General features: G+C 67.7%; 26 protein-coding genes. 11 read left to right on the plus strand and 15 right to left on the minus strand.

Translation table 11 applies throughout. The features are described from left to right. Window positions 1-152: 152 nt before the first annotated feature. From H5407_RS02205 to H5407_RS02255, 11 genes are all read right to left on the minus strand, one after another. Window positions 153-1,136: a hypothetical protein gene (locus tag H5407_RS02205; protein ID WP_183102773.1), complete on the minus strand. Its 984-nt coding sequence runs from the start codon at window positions 1,134-1,136 to the stop codon at window positions 153-155. Then, window positions 1,133-2,173, minus strand: a complete 1,041-nt coding sequence (locus H5407_RS02210) for a hypothetical protein (RefSeq protein WP_183102774.1) — start codon at window positions 2,171-2,173, stop codon at window positions 1,133-1,135. The genes H5407_RS02205 and H5407_RS02210 overlap by 4 nt, the downstream gene beginning before the upstream one ends. A 43-nt stretch (window positions 2,174-2,216) precedes the next feature. After that, entirely contained in the window at window positions 2,217-2,744 is a 528-nt protein-coding gene (locus tag H5407_RS02215) for a GNAT family N-acetyltransferase (protein WP_183102775.1), read from the minus strand. Continuing rightward, on the minus strand, window positions 2,741-3,874 hold the full coding sequence (locus tag H5407_RS02220) for an acyl-CoA dehydrogenase family protein (protein WP_183102776.1): 1,134 nt from the start codon (window positions 3,872-3,874) through the stop codon (window positions 2,741-2,743). Before H5407_RS02220 ends, H5407_RS02215 begins: the two co-directional genes overlap by 4 nt. A gap of 19 nt (window positions 3,875-3,893) precedes the next feature. Beyond that, a complete protein-coding gene (locus tag H5407_RS02225) occupies window positions 3,894-5,108 on the minus strand; it encodes a pyridoxal-dependent decarboxylase, exosortase A system-associated (protein WP_183102777.1) in 1,215 nt (404 codons plus the stop codon). Then, on the minus strand, window positions 5,105-6,694 hold the full coding sequence (locus H5407_RS02230; protein WP_183102778.1) for an acyl-CoA ligase (AMP-forming), exosortase A system-associated: 1,590 nt from the start codon (window positions 6,692-6,694) through the stop codon (window positions 5,105-5,107). The genes H5407_RS02225 and H5407_RS02230 overlap by 4 nt, the downstream gene beginning before the upstream one ends. Then, window positions 6,678-8,096, minus strand: coding sequence for an MATE family efflux transporter (locus H5407_RS02235; protein ID WP_183102779.1), 1,419 nt, complete (start codon window positions 8,094-8,096; stop codon window positions 6,678-6,680). The genes H5407_RS02230 and H5407_RS02235 overlap by 17 nt, the downstream gene beginning before the upstream one ends. Window positions 8,097-8,115: 19 nt before the next feature. Further along, entirely contained in the window at window positions 8,116-9,060 is a 945-nt protein-coding gene (locus tag H5407_RS02240) for a 3-oxoacyl-ACP synthase III family protein (RefSeq protein WP_183102780.1), read from the minus strand. Continuing rightward, window positions 9,047-10,102, minus strand: coding sequence for a 3-oxoacyl-[acyl-carrier-protein] synthase III C-terminal domain-containing protein (locus H5407_RS02245; protein WP_183102781.1), 1,056 nt, complete (start codon window positions 10,100-10,102; stop codon window positions 9,047-9,049). Before H5407_RS02245 ends, H5407_RS02240 begins: the two co-directional genes overlap by 14 nt. Next, window positions 10,095-10,358, minus strand: coding sequence for an acyl carrier protein (locus H5407_RS02250; protein WP_183102782.1), 264 nt, complete (start codon window positions 10,356-10,358; stop codon window positions 10,095-10,097). Before H5407_RS02250 ends, H5407_RS02245 begins: the two co-directional genes overlap by 8 nt. 432 nt (window positions 10,359-10,790) lie before the next feature. Then, window positions 10,791-11,702 (minus strand): YicC/YloC family endoribonuclease, encoded by a 912-nt coding sequence (locus H5407_RS02255; RefSeq protein WP_183102783.1) that lies wholly within the window; start codon window positions 11,700-11,702, stop codon window positions 10,791-10,793. Window positions 11,703-11,733: 31 nt separating this feature from the next. On the opposite strand from H5407_RS02255, the gene H5407_RS02260 reads away from it, so the two are divergent. From H5407_RS02260 to hemW, 5 genes are read left to right on the plus strand one after another with little or no spacing between them, the layout of a single operon-like run. Further along, complete coding sequence (locus H5407_RS02260; protein WP_183102784.1) at window positions 11,734-12,702, plus strand: serine/threonine-protein kinase; 969 nt, start codon at window positions 11,734-11,736, stop codon at window positions 12,700-12,702. After that, window positions 12,699-13,607 (plus strand): PP2C family serine/threonine-protein phosphatase, encoded by a 909-nt coding sequence (locus H5407_RS02265; RefSeq protein WP_183102785.1) that lies wholly within the window; start codon window positions 12,699-12,701, stop codon window positions 13,605-13,607. Before H5407_RS02260 ends, H5407_RS02265 begins: the two co-directional genes overlap by 4 nt. 11 nt (window positions 13,608-13,618) lie before the next feature. After that, a complete protein-coding gene (rph, locus tag H5407_RS02270; protein WP_183102786.1) occupies window positions 13,619-14,353 on the plus strand; it encodes a ribonuclease PH in 735 nt (244 codons plus the stop codon). A gap of 21 nt (window positions 14,354-14,374) precedes the next feature. Continuing rightward, complete coding sequence (locus H5407_RS02275) at window positions 14,375-14,989, plus strand: non-canonical purine NTP pyrophosphatase (RefSeq protein WP_183102787.1); 615 nt, start codon at window positions 14,375-14,377, stop codon at window positions 14,987-14,989. A 43-nt stretch (window positions 14,990-15,032) separates the two neighbouring features. Continuing rightward, the gene (gene hemW / locus H5407_RS02280; protein ID WP_183102788.1) at window positions 15,033-16,253 is read left to right on the plus strand and encodes a radical SAM family heme chaperone HemW; all 1,221 of its coding nucleotides are present in this window, start codon (window positions 15,033-15,035) and stop codon (window positions 16,251-16,253) included. Between the two features lie 11 nt (window positions 16,254-16,264). On the opposite strand, the gene H5407_RS02285 is transcribed toward hemW, so the two are convergent. The 4 genes from H5407_RS02285 to H5407_RS02300 all read right to left on the minus strand — a co-directional run bounded on the left by H5407_RS02285 (window position 16,265) and on the right by H5407_RS02300 (window position 20,886). Further along, the gene (locus H5407_RS02285; RefSeq protein WP_183102789.1) at window positions 16,265-18,055 is read right to left on the minus strand and encodes a GGDEF domain-containing protein; all 1,791 of its coding nucleotides are present in this window, start codon (window positions 18,053-18,055) and stop codon (window positions 16,265-16,267) included. Between the two features lie 136 nt (window positions 18,056-18,191). Beyond that, complete coding sequence (locus H5407_RS02290; RefSeq protein ID WP_183102790.1) at window positions 18,192-19,286, minus strand: chemotaxis response regulator protein-glutamate methylesterase; 1,095 nt, start codon at window positions 19,284-19,286, stop codon at window positions 18,192-18,194. Between the two features lie 21 nt (window positions 19,287-19,307). Continuing rightward, a complete protein-coding gene (gene cheD, locus H5407_RS02295; RefSeq protein ID WP_183102791.1) occupies window positions 19,308-19,976 on the minus strand; it encodes a chemoreceptor glutamine deamidase CheD in 669 nt (222 codons plus the stop codon). Window positions 19,977-20,031: 55 nt separating this feature from the next. Next, window positions 20,032-20,886 carry a CheR family methyltransferase gene (locus tag H5407_RS02300; RefSeq protein WP_183102792.1) on the minus strand — a complete coding sequence of 285 codons (855 nt, stop codon included), beginning with the start codon at window positions 20,884-20,886 and terminating at the stop codon, window positions 20,032-20,034. A 193-nt stretch (window positions 20,887-21,079) separates the two neighbouring features. On the opposite strand from H5407_RS02300, the gene H5407_RS02305 reads away from it, so the two are divergent. The 6 genes from H5407_RS02305 to H5407_RS02330 all read left to right on the plus strand — a co-directional run bounded on the left by H5407_RS02305 (window position 21,080) and on the right by H5407_RS02330 (window position 25,667). Next, window positions 21,080-21,802, plus strand: a complete 723-nt coding sequence (locus tag H5407_RS02305) for a GGDEF domain-containing protein (protein WP_255501022.1) — start codon at window positions 21,080-21,082, stop codon at window positions 21,800-21,802. After that, a complete protein-coding gene (locus H5407_RS02310) occupies window positions 21,799-22,602 on the plus strand; it encodes a MinD/ParA family protein (RefSeq protein ID WP_183102793.1) in 804 nt (267 codons plus the stop codon). Before H5407_RS02305 ends, H5407_RS02310 begins: the two co-directional genes overlap by 4 nt. Before the next feature lie 46 nt (window positions 22,603-22,648). After that, window positions 22,649-23,059, plus strand: coding sequence for a group II truncated hemoglobin (locus tag H5407_RS02315; protein ID WP_183102794.1), 411 nt, complete (start codon window positions 22,649-22,651; stop codon window positions 23,057-23,059). 256 nt (window positions 23,060-23,315) lie between these two features. Next, entirely contained in the window at window positions 23,316-23,873 is a 558-nt protein-coding gene (locus H5407_RS02320) for an iron transporter (RefSeq protein ID WP_183102795.1), read from the plus strand. 1 nt (window position 23,874) lies between these two features. Further along, on the plus strand, window positions 23,875-25,323 hold the full coding sequence (locus tag H5407_RS02325) for a carbohydrate porin (RefSeq protein ID WP_183102796.1): 1,449 nt from the start codon (window positions 23,875-23,877) through the stop codon (window positions 25,321-25,323). Window positions 25,324-25,334: 11 nt separating this feature from the next. Further along, a complete protein-coding gene (locus H5407_RS02330) occupies window positions 25,335-25,667 on the plus strand; it encodes a cupredoxin domain-containing protein (RefSeq protein WP_310737601.1) in 333 nt (110 codons plus the stop codon). Window positions 25,668-25,670 lie beyond the last annotated feature (3 nt).

Raw genomic sequence — 25,670 nt, forward strand, 5'->3', positions numbered from 1 at the left:
GCGCTCGCAAGCCCTCCGGTGAGCTGCGTATCGATGGCCGTCAGTTCGCGGCCTGTTCGCGGCCTGTTCGCGGTCTTTCCGCACCGACGCATCGACACGCCATTCGCACTGCGCGGCGTGCCAGCTCACCGGCGGGAGGCTAGCACTTCCCGTCAGCCTTTCGGGGATCTCCCCGCTTGAAATGATTGACAGTTGCCAAGCGCCATGGTTGCAAAGGAACCGTTGTTGCCCGACATGAAGAAGAGCAGGTTCTCCCTGGCATCCAGGGTATGACGGTTCCATAGATCCAGCAGATTGATGACCACGTCGCAGCACATGACGTGGCCATGCTCGCCGATATTCGCAGTGAATACCCAGTCCACTGGCATGTGCAAGCTACCCGCCAGCCGCTCGAACACATGCCTGTCCAGGTTGACGGGCAGCAGGTGGCGGAAGTCTTCCAGGGGCAGCCGGCTGGCCTGGGCCGTGCGGCTGATCAGGCGGTGGGCGACCAGGCCGTAGAGCGCGCGGTACTCGTGGATGCGGGCCTGCGGGCGCCGGAAGCCGCCATGATGCCGGCCATCGACATGCCCTTCGAAAGCCAGCGGCCGGTTGAAGGGATGGTGGCGGGACAGCAGCAGGGCGCAGGCTCCGTCGCTCTCGAAGGAAAAGGTGCCGACCTCGCGGTAGCGCTCGCCGCAGACCCGGTCGGCGCTGACCAGCAGCACTCGGTTCACTTGGGGCTCTGCCAGGAACAGGCTGCGCATGACGCGCAGGGCGGCCAGGAGGCTGGCGCAGTTCTGTCCTGTCATGGCGAAGCTGCTAGCCCGGCCCAGGCCGAAGCTGGCGGCCAGCCGGGCTGGCAGGCTGGAAGGGGCAGCGGGCGTGCTGGTTGGCAGCGAATGGACGTAGATCAGCAGGTCGATCGACGCAGGGTCGATCTGGTGGCTTTCGAACAGGGCGCCCAGGGCCCGCGAGGCCAGCTGCTCCACCGTGGCCTCGCCGGCGTGGTGGAAGTAGCGCATGCCGTTGTCATGCAGGATCTGCAGCGTCTCGTCGGGGACGGTATGGGTCCTCGCCCAGTCTTCCACCGAGACGCGAGGCGGCAGGTAATGGCTGGCGGCCTCGATGCCGAAGGCGGTGCGCGGCGCGCTCATCGCTGCGCCTCCTTGTCAGCCTGGGCCTGGCCCAGCAGGCAGCAGGCCGCCTCGCCCTGCAGTCCGACGCCCCACAGCAGGCCCATCTGACCGCGCTGAGCCGGCCCGCCGTGGCGCAGTTCATGCAGGTTCGCCAGTGCCTCGGCCGAGGCCAGGTGGCCGTTGCGCTCGCCGTGCGACCTGGGGCGCAGGTGCTCCAGCCCGGCGTCCTTCAAGACCTGGGCACACAGGCTGGCGTCCAGGCGGGGCTGGACGACAAAACCAAGGTCGGCGGACGCCACGCCCTCGGTCTCGAGCAGGCCGCGGATGGCCCGCGGGACCTGCTCGCCCATCAGCCTTAGCATGGCGGGCACCGTGCTCTCGAAGGGCGAAGGCGCGTCGGGCGCATTGACGTGATGGATCTCGCCGAGCTGCCAGCCGGGTCCGCCGGCCCGCTCGATCAGCACGGCCGCCGCGCCGTCCTCGAAGACGGCTGCATGACCAAAGCTGCGCACGAAGGGGTGAATCCATTTCTCCGAGGCCACGATGAGGGCGCGCTGCAGGCCGGGCTCCTCCTGCAGCAGGGCGGTGGCCAGGCGTATGGCCATCAGTGCGCTGCACAGGTTCTGCGAGAGGCAGAACACCAGCGGCATCGTGAGGCCCAGCTCGTACTGCAGGCGGCCGGCGATTGCATCGGCAATGTCCTCGTTGGAGGTGCTGTGGCAGTAGATCAGGATGTCTATGGCCCTGTCCTTGCCGTGCCAGGTCTTGCCATGCTCTGCCAGCAGGGCGCGTGCGGCGCTCAGGGCGAGGTCCGAGGCGCTGACGCCGGGCTCGGCCATGTGCAGCAGCACGGGGGCCGGGGTGTGCATGGCCTCGACGTGGGGAAATGGTGGGTCGCCCCAGCGTCCGAAGGGCAGGTTGTACTCGCTGCCCGGTTCCGTCAGGTAGAGGCTGCCCGGGCTCCGCTGCTGCGCCCGCAGACCGTGGAACCAGGATCGGGTGTGGGGCAGGCAAAGACTGCTGCCTGTCACGGTGCATCGCCACAACTCACTCATCACAACTCCTTCGAATGCACGAGAAACCCACGCTGGCGAATCTCTAGGACTGTCGGTAAAAGCGTTCGGGCAGCAGCTCCAGGTGCACGCGCCCCAGAAGGCGCCCGCCCAAACGGTGGCAGGCCTGCTGCACGCCGAAGACCTGGAAGCCCAAGTCCTGCAGAAGACGCAGTGAGCGCTCATTGGTTTCCACGGCCCAGGCGTTGACGGAGCAACGGCCGAGCCGGTCAAAGCCCTCATGCAGCAGAGCCCGGCTGGCCTCCGCCGTGATGCCTCGATAGGCTGAACGCCAGCGGTCGCGCACCACCCAGAAGTGCGCGGATCCGAAGGGGTGCTGCACCTCGCTCAGCACCACGATGCCAAGGGGCGCGTCAGTCCCCTGCTCACCGAAGACTTTCATGCAGTACTGCGGGCTGCGGGCCATCAGGGTCAGCGCGACCGTGCTGACTTGCTGGCGGCCCTGGCCGAAGTCGAACCAGCCGTGGACGGCAGGGTCCGCCATCCAGCCATGCACCCGGGCCAGGTCGTCCGACCTGGGACTGCGTAGAAAGAAGCGTGCAGGCGTGCTCACAACCCGGCCTTGGCGGTGGCGTCGCTGGTGCTTGCTGCATGCACCGCTTCCTCGTAGGCACTGGTCTGTGCCAGCTCCTGCAGCATCAGGCCCAGCACCTGTGCCTCCTGGAAGCGCCGGGCTGGCGGGAAGCCCTCCACATAGCCATGGCCACCGCAGACCTGCACGGCATGCCGGTGGATCTCCAGACTGGCATTGAGCACCTGCCGTGCCATCGCGGCGAAGTGCCCCCACGGAAGTCGGGCCGGCTGGGCGAGACGGGTCGCGACGTCCCAGACCTGCAGGCGCAGGGCGTCTGTGGCGATGGCCATGTCCGCCAGCTTCAGGGCGACGGCCTGGTGTTGAATGATGGGGCGTTGGAAGGCGACCCGCGTCTGCGCGTAGCTGAAGGCGAAGGCCGTGGCGGCCCGTGCGGCGCCCGCCAGGAGACCGCCCAGCCAGATGCCCTGCCAGGCCAGGATGGACTGGCAGGCGCCAGCCGGCAAGGTGGCACTGAAGCCGGTGCCATGGATCTCGCCGGCCGGGGGCAGGCGAACCAGGCGCAGGCCCTCGCTCGAGGGTTTGTCTGAGGCCGGGGCCAGCAGGTCGTGAAGGGCCGCTGCGTCCAACCAGCGCAGGCGCCAGCGTTCGCCGCCGTCCGGCGCCAGCAGCAGCAGGCCGGCCGCGTGCCTTGGCAGCAGGGCGAAGGTGGGCTGCCCGGGCGGGGCGGCCACGGCTAGGGGCAGGGCCTGCCGGCCGGCGAGCAGGGCCTCGGCATCCTGCGGCAGCAGGCGGCAGAGCCATTCGTGCTCGCGGCTGACGGCCAGGGCAGGCAGGGAGACGGTCAGCTCGGCCGCCAACCCCAACGGGCCGCTGGCGAGGTCCTCCAGCAGCAGGCACAGCTCGAAGGGCTGGATGCCCAGGCCGCCCTGGCGTTCGGACATCATCGCGCTGGCCAGACCCAGATGCGCTGCGGTCTGGCGGGCGTCCTGGCGCCGCGCCTCGGTGGCGGCCTCGTTGAGCAGCGGCTGCAGGCGTTCGCGCGCATAGCGCCGCACCGGCTCCAGCATCTGGCGCTGGTCATCGCTGATCTGCAGGGAAAAGGTCCGGGCAGCCGGGGATGCCGCCTGGGCTTCTGTGTGAATCGACATGTCAGCTCCTCATCTGGCGCTACACCAGGATCTCGACCGGCAGGGGATGACTCAGGAAGGCACTCGGGCTGGCGCTGCGACCGTAGGCACCGGACTGGGCCACGACGAACAGGTCGCCGATCTCGGCCGCCGGCAGGACGACGTTGTCGGCCAGCCGGTCCAGCGGGGTGCACAGGCAGCCAACGACGTGGCAGGTCTCTGTCTGCCCGCTGTCCATCCGGTTGCCGATGGCCACGGGGTAGTTGCGTCGCAGGACCTGGCCAAAGTTGCCGGACGCCGCCAGCTGGTGGTGCAGGCCGCCGTCGGTGATCAGGAAGGTCTCGCCGCGCGAGACTTTCTTGTCCAGCACCCGGCACACGTAGAGCCCGGCCTCGCCCACCAGGTAGCGGCCGAACTCCAGGATCAGCCGCGTGCCGCCCAGGCGCCGGCGCAATGGCGTCAGCCATTCCTGCATGGCCGCGCCCACGGCACCAATGTCCAGGGGGCGCTCGTTGTCGAAGTAGGGGATGCCGAAGCCGCCGCCCATGTTGACGAACTCCAGGGTGTCGCCGGCCAGGTCGGCCAGTCGCATGACCAGCTCGGCGACGTGCCGCTGGGCGGCGATCACCGTGCCTGGGTCCAGGCATTGCGAGCCCCAGAAGACGTGGAAGCCGACGAAGTCGAGCTCACGCTCGGCGATGACTCTCAACAGAGCGGGCGCCTGCTCGACATCCACCCCGAACTGGCGGGGCCCGCCGCCCATGCGCATGCCGCTGCTGCGGGGCTGGAAGTCGGGGTTGATGCGCAGGCCGACACGAGGCCGCACGCCCAGCTCTTGCCCGATGCGCTCCACAGCCTCCAGTTGGTGCGCCGATTCAAGCGTGACCGTCACGCCGGCGCCCACGGCGCCGCGCAGGTCCTGCGCGGACTTGCCGGGCCCCGCCATCGAGACGTGCCGAGCCGACATGCCGGCGTCCAGGGCCAGGCGCATCTCGCCGGCCGAGGCCACGTCGAAGCCATCGACAAGCGAGGCCATGTGCTGGACCAGGGCCGGCATGGGATTGGCCTTGATCGAGTAGTGGACGCGCAGCTCCGGCGCCAGCATCTGGCGCAGCAGGGTGACGCGCTCACCGAGCTTGCTGCGGTCGTAGACGAAGAAGGGCGTCTGGCCGGCCCGCTCGGCCAATCTTGACAGCGGCAGGCCACCGATCTCGAGGATGCCCTGAGGTGTCTTGTAGCTTTCGAAGATGCTCATGCCGACTCCTTGCCGCTGCTGTACTCGTGCAGCAGCCCTGTGCGATCAAACTTGCCGTTGGGATTGCGGGTGATGGCCTCCCGCACATGAACCGCGTGCGGCACCATGTAGGGCGGCAGGCGCTGCTTGCAGTGCGCGAGGATGGCCTCGGGATCAGCCGCCAGGCCGGGCACGGGCGCCACCACCAGTGCGATGACCTGGCCCAGTCGCTCGTCAGGCAGACCCAGGGCCACCACCTCGCCCACCAGTCCACTGGCCAGCACGGCTTCCTCGACCTCCTCGGGGCTGACGCGGTAGCCCGAGGTCTTGATCAGACCGTCGTTGCGGCCCACGAAGTAGAGGAAGCCCTCGGCGTCGCGCCGCACGAGGTCGCCGGACCACACCGCCATTTCAGGCGGCAGTTCCGGGCAGGGCCTGGGCTCGGGTGAAGGGCGAAAGCGCAGGGCCGTGCGCTCCGGATCGCGCCAGTAGCCCTTGGTCACGAAGGCGCCCACATGCACCAGCTCGCCCACCTCGTTGGCGGCGCATGGGCTGCCGTCTGGCCTGACGACCAGGATGCGCGCATTCGGCACGGCCTTGCCGATGGAGTCCGGGCGCCTTGCGGCTTCCGCGGGGTCCAGATAGGTCGAGCGGAAAGCCTCGGTCAGTCCGTACATCAGGAAGGGGCTGGCCTGAGGGAAGAGGCTGCGCAGGCGCTCCAGCACGGGGCGGGGCATCCGGCCGCCGGTGTTGGCGAAATAGCGCAGGTGGCGGGTCGATGCCGCGGACCAGGAGGCGCCGCACAGCTGGATCCACAGTGGCGGCACTGCCGTGATCCCGGTGATGCGCTCACGTTCGCACAGCTGGACCACATCACCTGGCGCGATGTAATTGAGCAGCACCACCGTGGCACCCGCGTGGAAGGCGGTGGTGAGCTGGCTCAGGCCGGCGTCGAAACTCAGTGGAAGCACCGACAGGATGCGATCCTGCGGCCCGTTGCCCAGGTAGTGGGCGACGCTCCAGGCGCCCTCCAGCAGGTTGTGGTGGGTCAGCATGACGCCCTTGGGCAAGCCGGTGGAGCCCGAGGTATAGAGGATGGCGGCGAGGTCGCTGTCGATGGTGCCGCTGTCGTCGGGATCGCTGGGCGCGTGGTCCAGCAGGACGGACCAGCGCACGGTGGCGGCCTGGCCCAGGGTCACGGGCGTGCTGCGGACCTGATCGACGAGGAAGACCTCACGCAGCTCGGGCAGCACGGGCCTGTCGGCTGCAAGCAGGGCCACCCGCGTGGCCGAGCTGATGAGACTCCGAGCACCGCTGTCCCGCAGGATATGGGCGACCTGATCCGCCTTGAGCAGGGGATTGATGGGCACGCACACACCGCCAGCCGCGGTGACCGCAAAGAAGGCCTCGACGGTTTCCTGGCGCTTGTCCAGGAGCAGGCCGATGCGCTCACCGCGCGCCAAGCCCCGGGCCCGGAGTCCGGCCGCGCCGGCCAGGACCCTGTTGCGCAGGGTGGCGTAGTCGGTCCGGCGTTCGCCATCGACCAGCGCCTCCGCCGTCGGTGTGCGCGCGGCACTGTTGCAGATGAGTTCAACGAGATTGCGCATGAGCTACCTCCGGTTGCGGGAAGATGTCAGACAGGTGGAGCAGTCGCTGGCGCACGCGACGCAGCAGGAGAACGATGGTCAGGCCGAAGCCCAGGCACATGCCCAGCCAGATACCGACTGGGCCCAGCGCCGCGCTCAGCAGCCAGGCACTGCCGAGTCCGGCGATCCAGTAGCCGGCGAAGACTTGGAACAGCGGTGCGCGGGTGTCACGGCAGGCGCGCAGCACCGCTGCGAACACCACGGCCATGCCGTTGAAGGCCTGCAGCAGAGCCGCCAGCTGCAGCAAGGGCGTTGCGAGCTCCTGCAAGGCCTCGCGGTCCTGGCTGACCGCCGGCAGCAGCCAGCCGGCCAGCGGTGTCGGCAGCAGCACATAGACCAGCGCGATGACCACGTGGAAGGTCAGCGCGATGCCGCAGGAAACGCTGACCACGCGCCGCACCCCGTCGGTGTCTGCTCGCCCTATTGCCAGGGACAGGCGGGTGAGAACCGTGTTGGACATGGCCAGCGGGACGATGAAGGCCAGGGTGACCCACTGCAGCGCGATGGCGTGGGCGGCCAATGCCTGTTCGCCGTGACGGCCCATCAGCAGGGTGGCGCCGGTGAGCAGCGTGTACTCGATGGCCATGACCGCGCCGATGGGCAGACCGATGGCCAGCAAGCGGCCCATCCAGGCGTGTGCTGGGGCGTCCGGCGGGGGCGATCGGGCGGCGCCGGCGGCCTGCGCCGCCCGCTCGTCCTGCCAGGCGAAGAAGGCAGCGGCGAGGCCGTAGCTCAACACATAGCTCCATCCCAGGCCCGCGATGCCCAGGCCGTCCAGCTCGCCCAGGCCATGGACCAGTAGGCGGTTTGCGACGCCATGCAGCAGTGAGCAGGCCATCAGGCTGAGGGCCAGAAGGCGTGCCTGGCCCAGCAGCGGGTAGGCCACACGCCAGGCCGCGAGCCAGGCGGCCGGCAGCAGGGCTGGGGCCATTGCGTCGGCATAGCTGCGCAGGGCTTGAGCCACCGCAGGCGCCTGCCCGAGCCTGGGCACGGCGAAGGCAAAGAGCTGCGTGGCAAAGGCGGCCGCCAGGCCCATGATGGTGGCCAGCAGCAGGCCCTGGGACAGGATCTGCCGTGCGCAGTGCCGACCATCGACACCGGCCAGAGCGGCGCCGGTCAGCGGGGCGATGGCTTGCATCACGCCGAAGCAGAACAGTTGCATCAGGGCGGTGAAGCTGTTGAGCAGTCCCACCGCCGCGAGCGCGGATGAGCCCAGCGGCCCCACGGCGAAGAGGTCCATCAGCGGCATGAGCATCAGGGCGACCTGCCCGAGCAGCAGGTGGGCGCTCAAGGTCAGGGCTGAGCAGGCTTCGTCGAACCAGGGCATGGTGCCCGTCCGCACCTTCCAGGAGAATCGTTGCATGGGGTTTCCTGTCTCAGGCTCAGTGCTTCAGGACGATGGCGCCGAAGCAGCCAGCCAGCCCGCTGCTGAACAGCAGGTAGTGGCCGCCGGACTCCTTGCGCTCGTGCAGGAAGTTGATGAAGGGGTCGCTGCCGAACACATGGCCGACGCGGCTGAAGTTGGCGGTGTAGAGCCGCTCGGCTGGCAGGCGCAGCATGGACAGGACCAGGCGCCACCCCGCCATGTTCACGTGGTTGGGCAGGATGCGCCTGAGGTCCGTGGGTCGCAGCCCGGCCTGCTGCAGCGCCGAGCGCATGGTCGCGAAGCAGGACCAGTGGTACTTCTCGTCCGGCACCAGTTCGTGGTTCTCGTCGGTGCCGCGGAAGAAGCGTCCGTCGGTGAAGAAGTGGTAGCCCAGCACCTGGTTGCGAGGCGCCTCGCGCTCGACAAGGAAGGCACTGGCGCCATCGCTGTGCAGCGAGAGGTCCATGATGCCGCGGATGGCGTCCGCGGTTGTGCCCATGAGGTCCACGGACACGATGATGGCGCGCTGCAGATGCTCGTGCCGGGCCATCATCTGCCGTGCGATGCGAACCGCCAGCATCGGCGACACGCAGTTCTGCTGCGCGATCGAGAAGCTCAGTGCGTTCTGCAGCCCGCAAGAGGCCTGGATGTGGCCGGCGGTGCTCGCAGGTGGCGGCGCGATGCTGCTCTGCACGGTGTGGGTGTAGATCAGCAGGTCCACGCTGCGCGGTGCGATGCGGGCCTTGGTCATCAGCAGGCGAACCGCCTTGACGCCCATGTCCACCGGCGACTGCGTCATCGCGTCATGGAAGCAGCGCACGCCGTTGGCCATCATGGCCTCGATGCGCTGCCTGGGCTGCCCGGTGCGCTCGCCCCATTCCTCGACCGACACCAATCGCTCAGGGAGGTAGCAGGCGATGTCGGGGATGCCGATGGCGGGCAGTGTCTCAGTGCTTCCCATGGCTCACTCCTTGATCCACGTACTCGAGAACCGCGCAGGCCAGCGCGCCTTCGAAGCCCAGCCCCCACAGCAGCATGCGGTCGCCCGGATTGGCGACGGCCTGCTGCAGCAGCCTGTGCATGCGCACCGGCACCTCCGCGGCGCAGAGGTATCCACCATCCAGGATGCCGGCCGGTCCGCACCAGGCCTTCTGCAGGCCGCAGCGGCGGCGCACGCAGTCGGCGAGATGCCGGCTGATCTGGTGCGGCACGAGGATGGTGATGTCCCTGGGGCCGCAGCCAGCTTCGCGCAGGGTGTCCAGGACCAGGGCGCACAGGCCGTCCAGGTTCAGCGGCAGGGGGGTGCCGTGGACGATGTGGCGATAGACCTCGCCTGAGGGCGGCGGGGTCTGCACGCGGACCGCGCGAAGCATCCAGCCCCGGGTGCAACCACGCTCCAGCAGCACCGCGCCGGCGCCGTCGCCCATCAGCGTGGTGTGTCCGATCACGCGCGTGTAGGGCCAGGACCAGCGCTCGGCTGCGGCGACGACGATCCTGTCGTCCGTACTCGCGGACATCAGGTCGGCGGCCAGGGACAGGGCCATCAGAAAGCTCGCCCCTTGCAGCTGCCCGACGGCAAAGGGCACGCGGCCCTGCTGGAGTTCGGCCTGCAGACGGCAGGCGGCCGAGATCGTGACATCGTTCTCCAGGCAGGTGTGGCAGACCAGGAAGGTCGATACCGGTAGCACCGTTGCCCCCTCGACAGGCTGGAGCAGTTCGCGTGTCACACGCAGCAGCAGCTCGGAGGCCTCGAGGGTGTGCTCGGTGGCCACGACCGTCATGCCCGTTGTCTCCTGCAGCGTAGGTGCGTCATGGCTGGCTTGTGCAGCGTCAAGCGCCGTTCTCGCCACGCCATGCATGGCCAGGTTCTCCACGAAGCAGGCCTGCAGGAATCGGGCTGTCCGGCCTTCGGCGAGGGGCTGCCTTTCGGCCAGCAGCTGCGCGAGGCCCCGGCTGGCCGCCGGCACATAGGCCGAGGAGGCGACGATGCCGATCTCATTCATGGGTCAGCTTCCGCTGGACGAAATCCACCAGACGGCCGTAGCGGGTGAAGAGGTCCGCCGAGAGCTCCTCGGGCATCAGCATCAAACCGAAGCGCTCCTCGATGCGCAGCACCAGCTCGGTCATGTTCATCGAGTCGATGCCGACGTCGAAGAGATTGGTGTCCTCGTTCACCAGATCGACTTCGGCACCGCCCTGCGCCAGGCCGCTCAGGCATGTCTTCAAGGTTTGGCTGATTTCAGTGGTGGTCGTGCTCATCAGACGTTTCTCCTATGGATTGCTGTTGACGCCATGCGCTTGTTGCTGCATGTGGCCAGGCCAGTCTAGGAATGCGTCTGGAGGTGCGAAACCTCTCAATGCTGGGAGGGATGAGGCGTGATCGGGTGTCGTGGGGTCAGGTCTTGCGGCCGCGACGTGGGGGCGGTGGCCGGGCCTGATTGGGGTCAATGAATTGCGTGACTAACGTCAAAAGTCAGCGTCCATGGTCCCGGGAAAATTCAAAGTGCGCGGTGCTGCTCCGTGAGCCCGGAAACTACGGCGCAGGTTTGTCCTTCCCAGGACTTCCAACGGCGGGTTGCCGTCAAGGGGTGGCAACCCGCCGCGGCTTGGCGGACATGCGCGGCCAGGGGGGCAGGGCGCCATCGCGGCGCCGCGAGCAAGAGACAGCCCCGCTTGGCAGGGCGTCTGGCCTTACTCGATGTTTTGCACCTGCTCGCGCATCTGCTCGATGGCGACCTTCATCTCCACCGACACATTGGTCAGCTCCAGGGCCGCGGACTTCGAGCCCAGGGTGTTGGCCTCGCGGTGCAGCTCCTGGATCAGGAAGTCCAGGCGCTTGCCCAGCTCGCCGCCCTTCTTGAGCAGGCGGCTGATTTCGTCCAGGTGGGCACGCAGGCGGGCCAGTTCCTCGGCGACATCGATGCGGATGGCGTAGGCCGCCGCCTCGTTGAGCGCCCGCTCGCGCAGGGCCTCCTCCGGCAGGGTCTGGGCAGCGCCGGTGCTGGCCAGGGCTTCCTGCCAGCGTTCAAGGAAACGCTGCTGCTGGCGCTGCACCACGGCCGGCACCAGGGGCTCGGCCTGGTCGGCCAGCTGGCGCAGGACGCCGATGCGCTCCATCAGGATGGCCACGAGCTTTTCGCCTTCGCGCTCCCGTGCTTCCACCAGGCCCTGCACGCAGCGGCGGGCGGCATCGACGGTGGCCTCGTCCAGCTTTTCGCTGGGCGCGCCACCGCGGCACCATTGCAGGGCTTCATGCACCGTGAGGCCCTGTGCCTTGGGCAGCCAGGTCTGCACCGTGCACTCCAGTCGGGCCAGGCGGTTGAGCTGCTCGGGCTGGGGTTGGGGCCAGCCGCTGTCAGCATCTCGTTGCGTGTTGATACGAATCTCGATCTTGCCGCGCTTGATGTGTTGCCCGACGATGTCACGCAATGCGGGTTCAAGACCCCGCAGGTCTTCTGGCATGCGGAAACTGAGATCGAGGAAACGCCCATTGACGGAACGGGCCTCCACGCTCACGCTGGCAGCGGATTGGACGCCGGTTTCGGGGTGTGGGACGGGTTGCGCACAGGCGCTGGCGTAACCCGTCATGCTGTAAACTGGCATGAGCTATCGGTGGAGCAAGCAAAACTCGATTATGTCAAAGCCGAAACCGGCGCCTTTGCCTGCGGGAACCGTGGTCGGGGGCTACCAGATTGTCAAGAAACTGGCAGCAGGCGGCTTCGGCGTGGTCTATCTCGCTGAAGATCCTGACCATCACCTTGTTGCCGTCAAGGAGTACCTGCCTGCCTCGCTGGCCGAGCGTTCGCCCGGCGAGTTGACGCCGCGTGTCAAGCCCGAGAAGCAGCCCCTGTACCGCCTGGGCCTGCGCAGCTTCTTTGAAGAAGGGCGTTCGCTGGCGCAGATTTCGCACCCGAGCGTGGTTTCGGTGCTGAATTTTCTGCGCGAGAACGAGACCGTCTACATGGTCATGAACTACCTGCAAGGGGATACCCTGCAGGACTTCATCGTGACCGCACGGGACCTGAAGCGGGACAAGGTCTTCCGCGAGTCCACCATCCGCTCACTGTTCGACGAAATCCTCAAGGGCCTGCGTATCGTGCACCAGCACAAGATGCTGCACCTGGACATCAAGCCGGCGAACATCTTCATCACCAATGACAACAAGGCCGTGCTGCTGGATTTCGGCGCGGCCCGCGAAGTGCTGTCCAAGGAAGGCAACTTCATCCGGCCGATGTACACCCCGGGCTTTGCCGCGCCGGAGATGTACCGCCGCGACGGTTCCCTGGGTCCCTGGACCGACATCTACGCCATTGGCGCCTGCATCTATGCCTGCATGCAGGGCTATCCGCCCAACGACGCCCCCCAGCGTCTGGAAAAAGACCGACTCAGCCTCAGCCTCTCGCGCCTGCGCAACGTGTACTCGGACAATCTCATCGAAGTCACCGAATGGTGCATGTCTCTGGACCCCCTGTCCCGCCCGCAAAGCGTCTTTGCGCTGCAGAAGGAGTTGGCTCGTGAAACCGAGCGGCGCTACACGAAGCTCAGCTTCAGCGAGCGCCTCAAGCTTCAGCTGGAGAACCTGAAGACCGGAGCCAAGGCGTGAAGTTCGGCGTCTACCAGGTGAGTCGCCGTGGCGGTCGCGAGAAGAACGAAGACCGAATGGGCTATTGCTACACCCGCGACGCGGGTCTCTTCGTGCTGGCGGACGGCATGGGAGGTCACCCCGAGGGCGAGGTGGCGGCGCAGATGGCCCTGGTCACCGTGGCCAGCATGTTCCAGCGCGAGGCCCAGCCCGTGCTCAAGAATCCCACCCAGTTCCTGGATGACGCGGTGCAGATCGCCCACCAGCAGCTGCTTCGCTACAGCCAGGAAAAGGGCCTGCCAGACACGCCGCGCACCACCATCGTGGTCTGTGCCATGCAGCGCGGCGTGGCCTACTGGGCCCATTGCGGTGATTCGCGCCTGTACATGCTGCGCAACGGCGAGCTGATGGCCCGCACCCGCGACCATTCGTACAGCGAACTGCAGGAGGCCCTGGGCCGCCATGCGGCGCAGGGCTCGGAGCGATTCAACCGCAATGTGCTGTTCACCTGCCTGGGCAGCCCCGGCAAGCCCATGGTGGACATCTGCGGCCCCATCCCCCTGGAAGCCGGGGACCGCATCCTGCTGTGCTCGGACGGCCTCTGGAGCACCGTGGCGGATACCAGCATCGCCCAATGCCTCTCGGCCCGCATCATCTCGGATGCCGTGCCGGAACTGGTCGAGCAGGCCCTGCGCAATGGCGGCGCGCGCTGCGACAACGTCACCGCCCTGGCCGTCGAGTGGGAAGGTGACGAGGAGCAGGAAGCCCTGGATTCCATCTCCACCGAAGGCCTGGACGAAGACTCCTTCGCCTCCACCATCCAGGCGCGCGGCGAGGCCGGCGCCGAGCTGAGCGAAGCCGAGATCGAGAACAGTGTGCGCGAGATCCAGGAAGCGATCCGCCGCGCCGGCAAGAAACAAGCCTGAAAGGTTTCCCCATGACTGCGACTTTCCGACGCGCCGAAGAGCGCGCCGCGGATGCTCTGCGCCCGGTGCGCATCACCCGCCACTACACCCGCTATGCCGAAGGCGCCGTGCTCATCGAGTTCGGCAACACCAAGGTGCTGTGCACCGCTTCGGTCGAAGAGCGGGTGCCGCCGCACAAGAAGGGCTCGGGCGAGGGCTGGGTCACGGCGGAATACGGCATGCTGCCCCGCGCCACCCATACCCGCGGTGACCGCGAGGCCGCCCGCGGCAAGCAGAGTGGCCGCACGCAGGAGATCCAGCGCCTGATCGGTCGCTCCCTGCGTTGCGTCTTCGACCTGGCCGCCCTGGGCGAGCGCACCATCCACCTCGATTGCGACGTGATCCAGGCCGATGGCGGCACACGCACCGCCGCCATCACCGGCGCCTATGTGGCCGCCCATGACGCCGTCAGCTGGCTGCTGGCGCAGAGCAAGATCGCGCGATCGCCCATCAAGGACGCGGTGGCTGCCATCTCCGTGGGCATCGTCCAGGGCACGCCCCTGCTGGACCTCGAGTACACCGAGGACTCGGCCTGCGACACCGACATGAACGTGGTCATGACCGGCAGCGGCGGCTTCGTCGAGTTGCAGGGCACGGCCGAAGGCGCTGCCTTCAGCCGCGCCGAGATGAATGCGCTGATGGACCTGGCCGACAAGGGCATCCGCGATCTGCTCGCCGCCCAGCGTCAGGCCCTGGGCCTGGCCTGAGCCCGCTCGAGGGGATCGATCATGAAGCTGGTGCTGGCCTCCAACAACGCCAAGAAGCTGAAGGAACTGCAGGCCCTGTTTCAGCCCCTGGGTCTTGAGCTCGTGACGCAAGGTGAGCTGGGCATCCCCGAGGCCGAGGAGCCTCATCCCAGCTTTGTCGAAAACGCCCTGGCCAAGGCGCGCCATGCGGCGGCAGCCAGTGGCTTGCCGGCCCTGGCGGACGATTCAGGCCTGAGCGTGGATGCGCTGGACGGTGCGCCCGGCGTGCTGTCGGCCCGCTATGCCACGCTCTTTGGACAACCCAAGAGCGATGCCGACAACAACCGCGTGTTGCTGGAGCAGCTGGCTCTGGGCGGGCATGCTGCGCCATTCAGCGCGCGCTTCGTCTGCGCCCTGGTCGCCGTGCGCTGCGCTGCCGATCCCGAGCCGCTGGTGGCCATGGGCCGCTGGAATGGCGAGATCCGCCGCGAGGCGGCGGGGGAGGGTGGTTTTGGCTACGATCCCCTGATGTTCATCCCGGCACTGGGCCAGTCGGTGGCCCAGTTGGACGCCGCCACCAAGAACCGCCTGAGCCACCGTGCACTGGCCTCCGCCAGCCTGCTGCAGCAGTTCCGCGAGGTCTGGCAGCTGTCTTGAAAGTGATGGACGCCGGCCGCTGGGCGGCGCCTGGAGTCTGACCATGTCCCATCCCGATCGGCTGGCCGAGCTGATGCGGCCCGGCACGCTGAGCCTGCCGGCCCTGCCTCCGCTCTCCCTGTATGTGCACCTGCCCTGGTGCCTGCGCAAGTGTCCCTATTGCGACTTCAACTCGCATGAATGGCGCGCCGAGGCCGGCGGCAGCGCCAGCCTGCCGGTTGACACCGCGCGCGCCTACCTGGCTGCACTGCGGGCCGATCTTGAGGCCGCGCTGCCCCTGATCTGGGGTCGCCCCGTGGTGAGCATCTTCATCGGCGGCGGCACGCCGAGCCTCTTCGCCCCTGAACAGATCGCCGAGCTGATCTCCGACATCCGGGCCCGCCTGCCGCTGGAGGCTGGCTGCGAGATCACGCTGGAGGCCAACCCCGGCACCTTCGAGAAGGACCGCTTCCGTGGCTTCCGCGATGCTGGGGTGACGCGCCTGTCCATCGGCGTGCAGAGCTTTGACGATGCCAAGCTCAAGCGCCTGGGGCGCGTGCACGACGGCGCGCAGTCGCTTGCGGCGGTGGCAGAAGCCGCTGAAGTCTTCGAGACTTTCAACATCGACCTGATGTACGCGCTGCCGGACCAGACCCTGGCCGAGCTGGATCAGGACCTGAGCCAGGCCCTTGAATTCCGCCCGCCGCATCTCTCCGTCTACCACCTGACCATTGAGCCCAACACACGCTTCGCCGTCGAGCCTCCGCCCGTGCCCGACGCCGACCTGGCCAGCGACATGCTGGACCTGATCACCGCCCGCACCGGCAGCCAGGGCCTGCAGCGCTATGAGGTCTCGGCCTATGCACGCGAAGGGCATCGTTGCGCCCACAACCTCAACTACTGGCAGTTCGGTGACTACCTAGGCATCGGCGCCGGGGCGCACAGCAAGTTGTCATTCCCGCACCGTGTGCTGCGCCAGGTGCGCTGGCGCGAACCGGCGGCCTATCAGCGCGAGGCACTGGCTGGCAATGCCGTCTCCAACGAGCATGAGGTGAAGCGCGCCGAGCTGCCCTTCGAGTTCATGCTCAATGCGCTGCGCCTCAAGGAAGGCGTGGGCCTGCAGCAGTACCTGGAGCGCACGGGCTTGCCGCCCTCGAGCATCGCCCGCGCCATGGCTGCGGGGCGCGAGAAGGGCCTGCTGCTGGCAGACCCCGCCCGCATCTGCGCCACGCCGCGGGGTTTTGACTTCCTCAGCGACCTTCAGGAGCTGTTCCTGGGTGCCTGAATGCCGACGCCTCAGGCCGCCGCCATGACATAGACGCCCTGCTGCGCATGCTTGGCATGCCTCTTGGCATTGGCCGCGGCGCTGGCGACGTCCTCGGCGCGGTACAGCTGTCCGGGGCTGATGCACACCACGCCCAGGCTCAGCGTGGTGCAGGGGTGGAAGCGCAGATTGCCATGGCGGTCCTCGGCCATGATGCCGCCGGCCGCCAGGGCCTCTGCATCGAAGAGGCCTCGCGCCAGCTCGTTGAAGCGCGTGCAGATCTGCTCGCAGCGCGACTCCCAGTCATCGCTCTGGAACAGGATGACGAAATCGTCTCCGCCCACATGGCCCAGGAAGTCGCGCTGGCTGTCGCAGTGGCTGCTCATGACCCGCGCCGCGAGGCGGATCATCTCGTCGCCGCGCCAGTAGCCGTAGAGGTCGTTGTAGGGCTTGAAGTGGTTGAGGTCGGCATAGGCCGCCACGAAGCTGCGCCCGCTGGCCAGCAGGCGGCCGATGTGCTGGCTGATGGGAATGTTGCCTGGCAGGAAGGTCAGCGGATTGGCATGGCGCGCGGCCTCGATGCGCGCCTCGGTCACCGAGCGCACCAGTTGCTCCCCTGTGCCCAGGCCCAGGTAGCGGCCCTCGCGGGTGATGATGAAGCCCTCGCGCAGATAGCGCTGGTCGGCCGAGGTCAGCACGCGGGTGAGGGCATCCAGGCCGGTCTGCGCATCGACGACCAGAGGCGAGGTGTTGGCGAAGAGCGTGCAGGCATGGCGGCCGTAGAGGTCGTTGAAGAAGGGCTTGGCCCAGCGGTTCATGAACTGCGTGCGATCGACCAGGGCCACCGGTTGCTCCTGCGCATCCAGCACGGCCACGGCCTGCAGGCCCTCCTGCTCGTTGAAGAAGCGGTAGAGCTGCTCATGCGTGGTCGATTGCGGCAGCGCAGGTGCCTGCTGGGCCAGGCTTTCGGCGGTGATGCCGGGGCCCCCTGCGCGACGCAGTTCGGGCAGCACGGCGATGTCGGCGCTGGCCAGCACGGCACGGGCGGCTGGCAGCAGTTCGCGTGCGCCGCCGTCACTGGGCCGGCCCAGCAGCCAGCCCTGACCATAGGACACCCCCAGGTCCCGCAGCACCCGCAGTTCCTCGGGTTGCTCGATGCCTTCCGCCACCAGCTGCGCGCCGAAGGTCTCGGCCAGCTGAAGCAGGGCGCGGAACGTCTGCAGCTTTTCGGCATGGGCCGGCAGGTGCTGAGTGAAATACTTGTCAATCTTGACGAGATTGGGCTGGATCTCTGACCACAAGCGCAGGCTGGAACGCCCGTCGCCGAAATCGTCCAGCGCAATGCCCACGCCGAGGCGGCGCAGGCGAACCAGGCCACGACGCAGGCTGTCGATGTCGCTCACGCGCTCGTGCTCGGTCAGCTCGACGACAACGTCCGAGGGCGTGATGCCGTAGCGCTCGCACAAGCCCAGGCCGCGTTGCCAGTTCTGCTCGCTCAGCGCCATGCAGAGGGCCGAGGCCGAGATGTTGATGAAGAGCTTGCCGGGCAGGCGCGCCTGCGCCCAGTCGCGCATGGCCAGCAGGGCGCAGCGCACTTCCAGCTCAACGCTGAGGCCCTCGCGACGGCCGGCCTCGAAGAGGGCGTCGGGAAATTCCAGCGGGCCGCCCACCGGTCCGCGCACCAGAGCCTCGTGCCCGTGGATGCTGCTGCAGTCCAGGGCGGCAATGGGCTGGAAGAGGATGCGCAGTTGCTCGGTGTCGATCAGTGCACGGACGCTGGTCGCGGCACAGGCGGTGTCATGAACGGGGGAAACCAGGGACATGGCCGCCACTGTCGTTGCTGTCGATGACAGGCTGACGACCCCGATCCTGAAGTGATACGAATCACCAAAGGCCGTGAAAAAATCCGCACTCGGCGCGCCACCGCCTCGGGGGAGCGGCGCGTGGCGGGAGGGGCGCTCAGACGCGGTTGGTCGAGAAGCCGGCCGTGCTGCGCAGGCGCTCGATCAGGCGCGGGGCGATCTGGCCCAGGGGCAGGATCTCGTCCGCGGCTCCTGCATTGATGGCCTCGCGCGGCATGCCGAAGACCACGCAGGTGGCCTCGTCCTGCACGAAGTTGTAGGCGCCGGCGTCCTTCATGACCTTCATGGCCCGTGCGCCGTCCCCGCCCATGCCGGTCAGCATGATGCCCAGGGCATTGGGCCCCACCACCCGTGCGGCGGAATTGAACAGCACCTCGACGGAGGGTTTGTGGCGGTTGACGGGCTCGCCGTCCTGCACGCGGGCGATGTAGTTGGCGCCCGAGCGTTCCACGCTGAGGTGCATGCCGCCTGGGGCGATGTAGCCGTGGCCGGGCAGGATGCGTTCGCCGTCCTGCGCCTCCTTGACCCGGATCTTGCACAGGCCGTCCAGGCGCGCCGCATAGCTCTTGGTGAAGCCGGGCGGCATGTGCTGGGTGATGACCACGGCCGGGCTGTCAGCGGGCAGGTTGACCAGCACGTCCTTGGTGGCCTCGGTGCCGCCGGTGGAGGCGCCGATGAAGATGATCTTTTCCGTCGAGAGCCGCCCGATGCTGGTCACCGTGACGGGCTTGGGTGCGACTGGTGCCTCGCCCGGCGCAGCGGCAGGGGCCGGCGCCTGATGGCGGCGGATGTGGGCTTTGGAGGCCACGCGGATCTTGTCGGTGATGTCCTGTGCCAACTGGCGGATGCCGTCGGCCACGCCGATCTTGGGCTTGGCCACGAAGTCGATGGCCCCCAGCTCCAGAGCCTTGAGCGTCACCTCGGCGCCGCGCTCGGTCAGCGTGGACACCATCACCACGGGCATGGGCCGCAGGCGCATCAGGCGGGACAGGAAGTCCAGCCCGTCCATCTTGGGCATCTCGACGTCCAGCGTGATGACGTCCGGGTCGAGGTTGCGGATCATCTCCCGGGCTGCCAGCGGGTCGGCCGCGGCGCCGATGCATTCCATGTCCGGTTGACGGTTGATGATTTCGGTCAGGATGCTGCGCACCAGTGCGGAGTCATCAACCACCACGACTTTGGTCTTGGCCATTGCTCTTTCCCTTGTTGCGCCTTAGAACAGATCGATGGAGCCGCCGGTCGCCACCACGGGTTGGGCCTTCTGGGCGGCGGCGCGATCTTGCTGCAGCAAGGCGTCGGTGTTGGTGGGGGCGAGTCGCTTCACCATGGCCTTGCCGCTGTGGGGCAGGAAGCAGACCTTTCTGGGGTAGACGTCCATCACATCCTTGGAGACCACGGGAATGCGTTCCAGCTTGAGGTAGTCCAGCACGAAATTGGTGTTGCGCTCGCCGACGTTGATCGTGTTCATGCCGCTGATCACGGCCCCGCCGCCGAAGATCTTGGCTTCCATGCGGCCCTTGGAGGCCCCGCGCTTCATCATCTCGTTGATCAGCAGTTCCATCGCAAAAGAGCCGTAGCGGCCCGAATCCCCCGCCCCTTCGGGCAGCATGAAGTGGTTCATGCCGCCGACCTGCGCATGGCGATCCCACAGGCAGGCGGCGATGCAGGAGCCCAGGGTGGTCATGACCAGCAAGTCTTCGCAGTCGACAAAGTACTCGCCCGGCAGGACTTTCACCGCGGCATTCTTGAAGTGGGCGTCGTAGAAGAAGAAGGAGGCTTCACCCTGCTTTCGGGGCTGTGCCTTCAACTGGGCCACACGCGCGGCGCCGACGCCGCTGGCCTGCAAGGCGCTGACGGCTGATGAGGGGGAAGGCGTGCTCATGATGGTGTTTCGGCCGGAGGGCTCGGGAAAATGGAGGGGCGGGCCGCGGCCCGGCTCAGACGCGCTCGTAGATGGTCTTGCCGCGCAGTCGGAACAGATCCTTGGATTCGGTGAAGTTCTCGGAGTGGCCGACGAAGAGCAGGCCCTGCGGACGCATCACCTTGTGGATGCGCTCCAGCACCTTGCGCTGCGTCGGGGCGTCGAAATAGATCATCACGTTGCGGCAGAAGACGATGTGGAAAGGTTCGCCCAGCTGCCACTGGTTGTTCATCAGATTGAGCGTCTTGAAGTCGATCCAGCGCTGCAGCTCCGGTTTGACGCGGATACGGCCTTCGTTGGCGCCAGTGCCCCGCATGAAGAAGCTCTTGAGCCGGGCCGGAGAGAGGCCGCGGGAGTCCGCGTTGTAGACGCCGCGCCGGGCCGTGTTGAGCACGTTGGTGTCGATGTCGCTGGCGACGATCTGCACCTGTGCGCTGCTGCCCAGGGCCTCGGAGCAGGTCATGGCGATGGAGTAGGGCTCCTCGCCGGTGGAGGCGGCACAGCACCAGATGCGCACGGGCTTGCCCACCAGCGGCTTCAGGTCATCGGCCAGGGCATGGAAGTGATGCTCTTCGCGGAAGAAGGAGGTCAGGTTGGTTGTCAGACAGTTGACGAACTCCTGCCACTCCTGCTCGCCCTGGGCGCCCGTGGAGGACTCCAGCCACTGAAGGTAGCTGGCAAAGGAGTTGTAGCCGGTGTCTCGCAGGCGCCGGGACAGGCGGCTGTAGACCATAGCGTGCTTGCCGTCATGCAGGCTGATGCCTGCATGCTGGTAGATCAGTTGGCGCACGCGGTCGAAATCGCTGCGGCTGAAGCTGAACTCGTGGTCCACGGACTCGGCAACGGGGGACGCTGGCAGGGTGGGCCGCATGGGTGTGCTCGCTGCTCCTGGTTGGTAGGCATGGGCTTCTTTGGCCCTGTCGAGTCGATTCTCGGGTGTTTTGCAGTGTCTGTGAGCCTGCCGTGGCAAGAATGTAAAAACTGGAAGGGGAGAACCCGCCAATTCGTGCCAGTTTGCGCACTTAGGCGCTGCTAGACTGCCCTGGCATCCTCAGGGGACGCTCTTGCCATCCAGTCCATCCCGCCTCCACATCGACATCCAGGACCTCCGCCTGGAACCTGCGCTGCAGCTGTTGCAGCAGGCCGGCGCCATGCTGCCGGATACCGAGCCCCACAGCAAAGACTGGCTGCAGGCCGTGCTGGACGCCTTGTGTGACCTTTCCAGCAAGGACGCGCTGACCCATCTGGACAACCGCCGCAGCTTCGAGATGGCGCTGTCACGCGAGGTGGACCGGGTGGCCCGTTCCGGCGAGCCGGCCCTTCTGCTGGTGCTGGACATTGACCATTTCAAGGCTGTCAACGACACCTACGGCCATGCGGCCGGCGACCTGGTGATCCAGGCGGTGGCCAAGGCCCTCATGCAGACCGTGCGCCCCATGGACACCGTGGCCCGGGTAGGCGGCGAGGAGTTCGCCATCATCCTGCCGAACTGCCCGGCCACCTTTGGCGCCACCGTGGCAGAGCGCATCCGCGAAACCGTGGAGGCCCTGCCCATCCCGGTGACGCCGGCGCAGTCCCTCAAGATCACCGTCAGCCTGGGCGGCGCCTTTGCGCCGCAATGGGTGCGTTCCTCGGCCCTGCTGTGGATGGAGCGCGCCGACCGCCAGCTCTACCGGGCCAAGGCCGAAGGCCGCAATCGCGCCTGCCTGGAAGCCCAGCCGGATTCCCTGGTCAGCGCCGATGAAAAAAGCATGTTGTTTGCACTAACGCAACAGGAAAGCGAATGAGCACCACCCCAGCGCCTGCTGCATCTCCCACCCGGCCCAGCCGAGGCGGCGCCCGGACCCTGGCCGTCACCAGCGGCAAGGGGGGCGTCGGCAAGACCTTCGTGACCGCCAACCTCGCGGCGGCCCTTGCGGCCCGCGGCCTGCGCGTGCTGGTCCTTGACGCCGACCTGGGCCTGGCCAACCTCGACGTGGTGCTGAACCTGCATCCGAAGATCACCCTGCACGACGTCTTCACAGAGAAGGCCACGCTGGAGCAGGCCATCCTGCCGGCGCCCGGGGGCTTCCATGTGCTGCTGGCGGGCTCGGGCATGGTGGAGTACTCCCGTCTGACGCCCGAGGTGCGCGAGAAGCTGCTGCACATCATCGAGCTGGTCAAGCCGCGCTTCGACTGGGTGCTGCTGGACACCGGTGCCGGCATCTCCGACGTGGTGCTGTATGCCGTGTCCCTGGCGACCGATGTGCTGGTCGTTGCCACCCCGGAGCCGACCTCCCTGACGGACGCCTACGCCACGATCAAGGTGCTGGCCACCCAGCAGGATCGCCGCCACGTGGGCCTGGTGCTCAACCAGGCCTCGCGCCCCGGCGAGGGTAAGCTGATCTGTGGCCAGCTTCAGCAGGTGCTGCAGCGCTTCGTGGGCGCCCTGCCGGGCCAGGGATTCAAGCTGGAGCTGCTGGGCGAGGTCAAGGCGGACGTGGCGGTGCGCCAGGCCGTGCTCAAGCGCCAACTGCTGCTGGAGAACTACCCCGGCAGCGATGCAGCACAGTCCATCAAGGCCCTGGCCACCCGCCTGCTGAGCTGAGGCTTGGGGTGCTGCCCACCCTGGGGTGCGCTGCTAAGCTGGCGGCATGACTGATCTCGCATCAAGCAAGGAGGCGCCGCGCAGCGCCTATGAATGGGTGGGCGGCGAAGAGGCCGTCCGCGCTCTGGTCGATCGCTTCTACGACCTCATGGACCTGGAGCCGGCCTACGCCGAGCTGCGCGGCGTGCATCCCACCGACATGTCCGGCTCGCGGGACAAGCTGTTCTGGTTCCTGTGCGGCTGGCTGGGCGGCCCGGATCATTTCGTCGAGCGCTTCGGCCACCCGCGCCTGCGGGCCCGGCACCTGCCTTTTCGCATCGGCATCCGCGAGCGCGACCAGTGGGTGGCCTGCATGCGCCAAGCCATGGCCGAGCTGTCCCTGGATCCTGCGCTGCAGGCCCGCCTGGACGAGGCTTTCATGGGCACGGCGGACTGGATGCGCAATATCGGCGGCTGAGCGCGCCGCCCCTCGCCCCCTTCCACGCTCGCCCCACTGGCGTCAGCACCAGGCACTTGCCCCCGCAACCGCCCCTGCCTGCAGGTCCCCACGACAGCAGCTCAACGGCCTCTTGCCGCGCCTGAGGCCCTCAGGCGCCACCTGAAGAGCGTGCACCAGTCCGAGGCGGCACCCAAGCGCAACGAGCTTGATCTCGTTCAACTGGATGCGAGTAGTTCGCATTTACATTGCCTCCCACTTTCTCACGGAGGCATCCATGACATTCAATCGCTGCTGGCAGACCCTGGTCCTGGGATTGGCACTGTGCCGGGGCGCGCCGGCCCTCGCCGCGGAAATCCCCATTGGCACGCCCCAGAACCTGGCTGGCATGGAGATCGCTGCCGTGTACCTGCAGCCCGTGGACATGGAGCCCGAGGGCCATATGCGCGCAGCCGCGGACAGCGACATCCACCTCGAGGCCGACATCCACGCCCTGGCCAGCAACGGCAATGGCTTTGCCGAGGGGACATGGATTCCCTACCTGCACATCCGCTACGAGCTGCGCAAGGTTGGCAGCAGCGAAGTGATCAGCGGCCTGCTGATGCCCATGGTGGCCAGTGACGGGCCGCACTATGGCGACAACGTCAAGCTCCGCGGCCCCGGCAAGTACCAGGTCCGCTTCATCCTCTCGGCCCCGAACGCCCCGGACAACGCCATGGGCAAGCACTTCGGCCGCCATACCGACCGGGCCACCGGCGTGCGGCCGTGGTTCAAGCCGCTGACTGCGGAGTGGGAGTTCAACTATGCTGGCGTCGGCAAGAAGGGCGGTTACTGAAATGCGGCCGACCCTGCATTCACTGCTGGGCGCAGCCCTGCTTAGCCCGGTGCTCGCGAGCGCCCAGGCCACCGCGCCGCTGCCACCCGAGCTCAGGCAACTGCTCCAGCGCATGGAGCGTCTGGAGAAGGAGAACCAGCAGCTGCGCGAGCGCCTGGATGCCCTGGCGCCCTCGACGGACAGGCGGCTCCAGGCCCTCGAGGACGCACAGCAGCAGACAGACAAGGCCCTGAACACGGAGCGCCTGAGCGAGCAGGAGCCCGAGCTCGTCACCCGTCTCAAGGCCGTCGAATTCCAGTCCCTGGCCATGCAGAAGCAGGCCCGGCAGATCGAGGCGCTGGAGGGCGTCAGCGTCGCGGCCTCGCTGGCGGGCGTGTTGCAGGCGGCGCCGGCGGCGTCCCTGGACGGCGGCAAGGCCCAGTCGCGGCTGAACTACCGGGGCGATGTCTCCGTGGGTGTGCCGGCGGGCCGGCTCAATGACATCGAGGGCCGTCTCTTCGCCCATGTGCGGCTGGGGCAGGGCGAGGGTCTCGCTCTGCGGGACAGCCTGGCGGGCAGCGCGAATGCCATCGCTTTCCAGACCCAGGCCGGCGCCGCGGATTCCTTCGCGGTCCTGGCCCAGGCCTGGTACCAACTGACCGTCCCGCTGCCGCGTGACCACGGGCAAGCCAAGGCCCGGGAGCAGCTGGAAATCACGGTGGGCAAGATGGACCCCTTCCTGTTCTTCGACCAGAACGCCATCGCCGATGACGAGACGGCGCGCTTCCAGAACAAGGTCTTCGTACACAACCCCTTGCTGGACGCCGGCGGTGACATCGGCGGCGATGCCTACGGCTTCACGCCGGGTCTGCGCCTGGCCTATGGCGCCCAGCCCGACCGGGCCACGGGCTGGAGCGCCTCTCTGGGGGTGTTTGCTGCGGGTGAGGCGGCAGGCTTCGGCAAGGGCCTGGGCCGCCCCCTGCTGCTGGCTCAGTTGGACACCCACCGACGCCTGTGGGCCGGCCTGCCCGGCAACTACCGGGTCTATGCCTGGCGCAACGGCCAGGCCCGCGAGCACGAGGGCAGTCCCGCCGTCCATGCGGGCTGGGGCGCGTCCCTGGACCAGCGCCTGGGCGACGACTGGACCGGCTTCCTGCGCTATGGCCACCAGCTGAAGGGCTCGCCCCGGGTGGACCGGGCCCTGACCCTGGGGCTGGAGCTCGACGGCAGGCGTTGGGGGCGTGGTGCCGACGGCCTGGGCCTGGCCGCCGCCTGGCTGCACGGCGCCGAGGCCTGGCGGCGCTCGCAAGGCGCGGGCGCGCAGGAGCAGGTCTGGGAGCTCTTCTACCGCTACCAGCTCAATGACAAGGTACAGATTACGCCGGACCTCCAGTGGATACGCCATTCGCTGGCCCAGGCCGGCAGCCCGGCCATCCGCGTCTGGGGGCTGCGTGCCCGGGTGGGGCTGTGATGCGCCGGCCTGTGTCATGGCGCCGCGCGGCGGCCCTGCTGACCCTGCTCATGGCGCCGCTGGGCGCCTGCCGCGCCGAGCTGCCCGGTGCCCTGCTGGTGCTGCAGAACGGGCGCATCAGCCCAGCCCAACTCGAGTTGCCGGCAGGCCAGCGTCTCAAGCTGCGCCTGCAGAACAAGGGCCCCGGCCCCATCGAGTTCGAGAACCTGGACCTGCGCATCGAGAAGGTCCTGGCCGAAGGCGGTGAGTCCTTCGTGGTGCTGGCGCCGATGCGGCCAGGCCGCTATCGCTTCGTCGATGAGTTCCATCCCGACACCGGGGTCTTCGATCTCGTGATTCGCTGAGGA

Source organism: Mitsuaria sp. WAJ17 (genome assembly GCF_014174515.1).
Lineage (GTDB): Bacteria > Pseudomonadota > Gammaproteobacteria > Burkholderiales > Burkholderiaceae_C > Roseateles_B.

Bases quoted from the DNA above. Each gene is read 5' to 3' on its own strand.
- H5407_RS02205 (WP_183102773.1), bottom strand. From the start codon at position 1,136: ATGAGCGCGCCGCGCACCGCCTTCGGCATCGAGGCCGCCAGCCATTAC.
- H5407_RS02210 (WP_183102774.1), bottom strand. From the start codon at position 2,173: ATGAGTGAGTTGTGGCGATGCACCGTGACAGGCAGCAGTCTTTGCCTG.
- H5407_RS02220 (WP_183102776.1), bottom strand. From the start codon at position 3,874: ATGTCGATTCACACAGAAGCCCAGGCGGCATCCCCGGCTGCCCGGACC.
- H5407_RS02225 (WP_183102777.1), bottom strand. From the start codon at position 5,108: ATGAGCATCTTCGAAAGCTACAAGACACCTCAGGGCATCCTCGAGATC.
- H5407_RS02230 (WP_183102778.1), bottom strand. From the start codon at position 6,694: ATGCGCAATCTCGTTGAACTCATCTGCAACAGTGCCGCGCGCACACCG.
- H5407_RS02235 (WP_183102779.1), bottom strand. From the start codon at position 8,096: ATGCAACGATTCTCCTGGAAGGTGCGGACGGGCACCATGCCCTGGTTC.
- H5407_RS02240 (WP_183102780.1), bottom strand. From the start codon at position 9,060: ATGGGAAGCACTGAGACACTGCCCGCCATCGGCATCCCCGACATCGCC.
- H5407_RS02245 (WP_183102781.1), bottom strand. From the start codon at position 10,102: ATGAATGAGATCGGCATCGTCGCCTCCTCGGCCTATGTGCCGGCGGCC.
- H5407_RS02250 (WP_183102782.1), bottom strand. From the start codon at position 10,358: ATGAGCACGACCACCACTGAAATCAGCCAAACCTTGAAGACATGCCTG.
- H5407_RS02255 (WP_183102783.1), bottom strand. From the start codon at position 11,702: ATGCCAGTTTACAGCATGACGGGTTACGCCAGCGCCTGTGCGCAACCC.
- H5407_RS02260 (WP_183102784.1), top strand. From the start codon at position 11,734: ATGTCAAAGCCGAAACCGGCGCCTTTGCCTGCGGGAACCGTGGTCGGG.
- rph (WP_183102786.1), top strand. From the start codon at position 13,619: ATGACTGCGACTTTCCGACGCGCCGAAGAGCGCGCCGCGGATGCTCTG.
- H5407_RS02275 (WP_183102787.1), top strand. From the start codon at position 14,375: ATGAAGCTGGTGCTGGCCTCCAACAACGCCAAGAAGCTGAAGGAACTG.
- hemW (WP_183102788.1), top strand. From the start codon at position 15,033: ATGTCCCATCCCGATCGGCTGGCCGAGCTGATGCGGCCCGGCACGCTG.
- H5407_RS02285 (WP_183102789.1), bottom strand. From the start codon at position 18,055: ATGTCCCTGGTTTCCCCCGTTCATGACACCGCCTGTGCCGCGACCAGC.
- H5407_RS02290 (WP_183102790.1), bottom strand. From the start codon at position 19,286: ATGGCCAAGACCAAAGTCGTGGTGGTTGATGACTCCGCACTGGTGCGC.
- cheD (WP_183102791.1), bottom strand. From the start codon at position 19,976: ATGAGCACGCCTTCCCCCTCATCAGCCGTCAGCGCCTTGCAGGCCAGC.
- H5407_RS02300 (WP_183102792.1), bottom strand. From the start codon at position 20,886: ATGCGGCCCACCCTGCCAGCGTCCCCCGTTGCCGAGTCCGTGGACCAC.
- H5407_RS02310 (WP_183102793.1), top strand. From the start codon at position 21,799: ATGAGCACCACCCCAGCGCCTGCTGCATCTCCCACCCGGCCCAGCCGA.
- H5407_RS02315 (WP_183102794.1), top strand. From the start codon at position 22,649: ATGACTGATCTCGCATCAAGCAAGGAGGCGCCGCGCAGCGCCTATGAA.
- H5407_RS02320 (WP_183102795.1), top strand. From the start codon at position 23,316: ATGACATTCAATCGCTGCTGGCAGACCCTGGTCCTGGGATTGGCACTG.
- H5407_RS02325 (WP_183102796.1), top strand. From the start codon at position 23,875: ATGCGGCCGACCCTGCATTCACTGCTGGGCGCAGCCCTGCTTAGCCCG.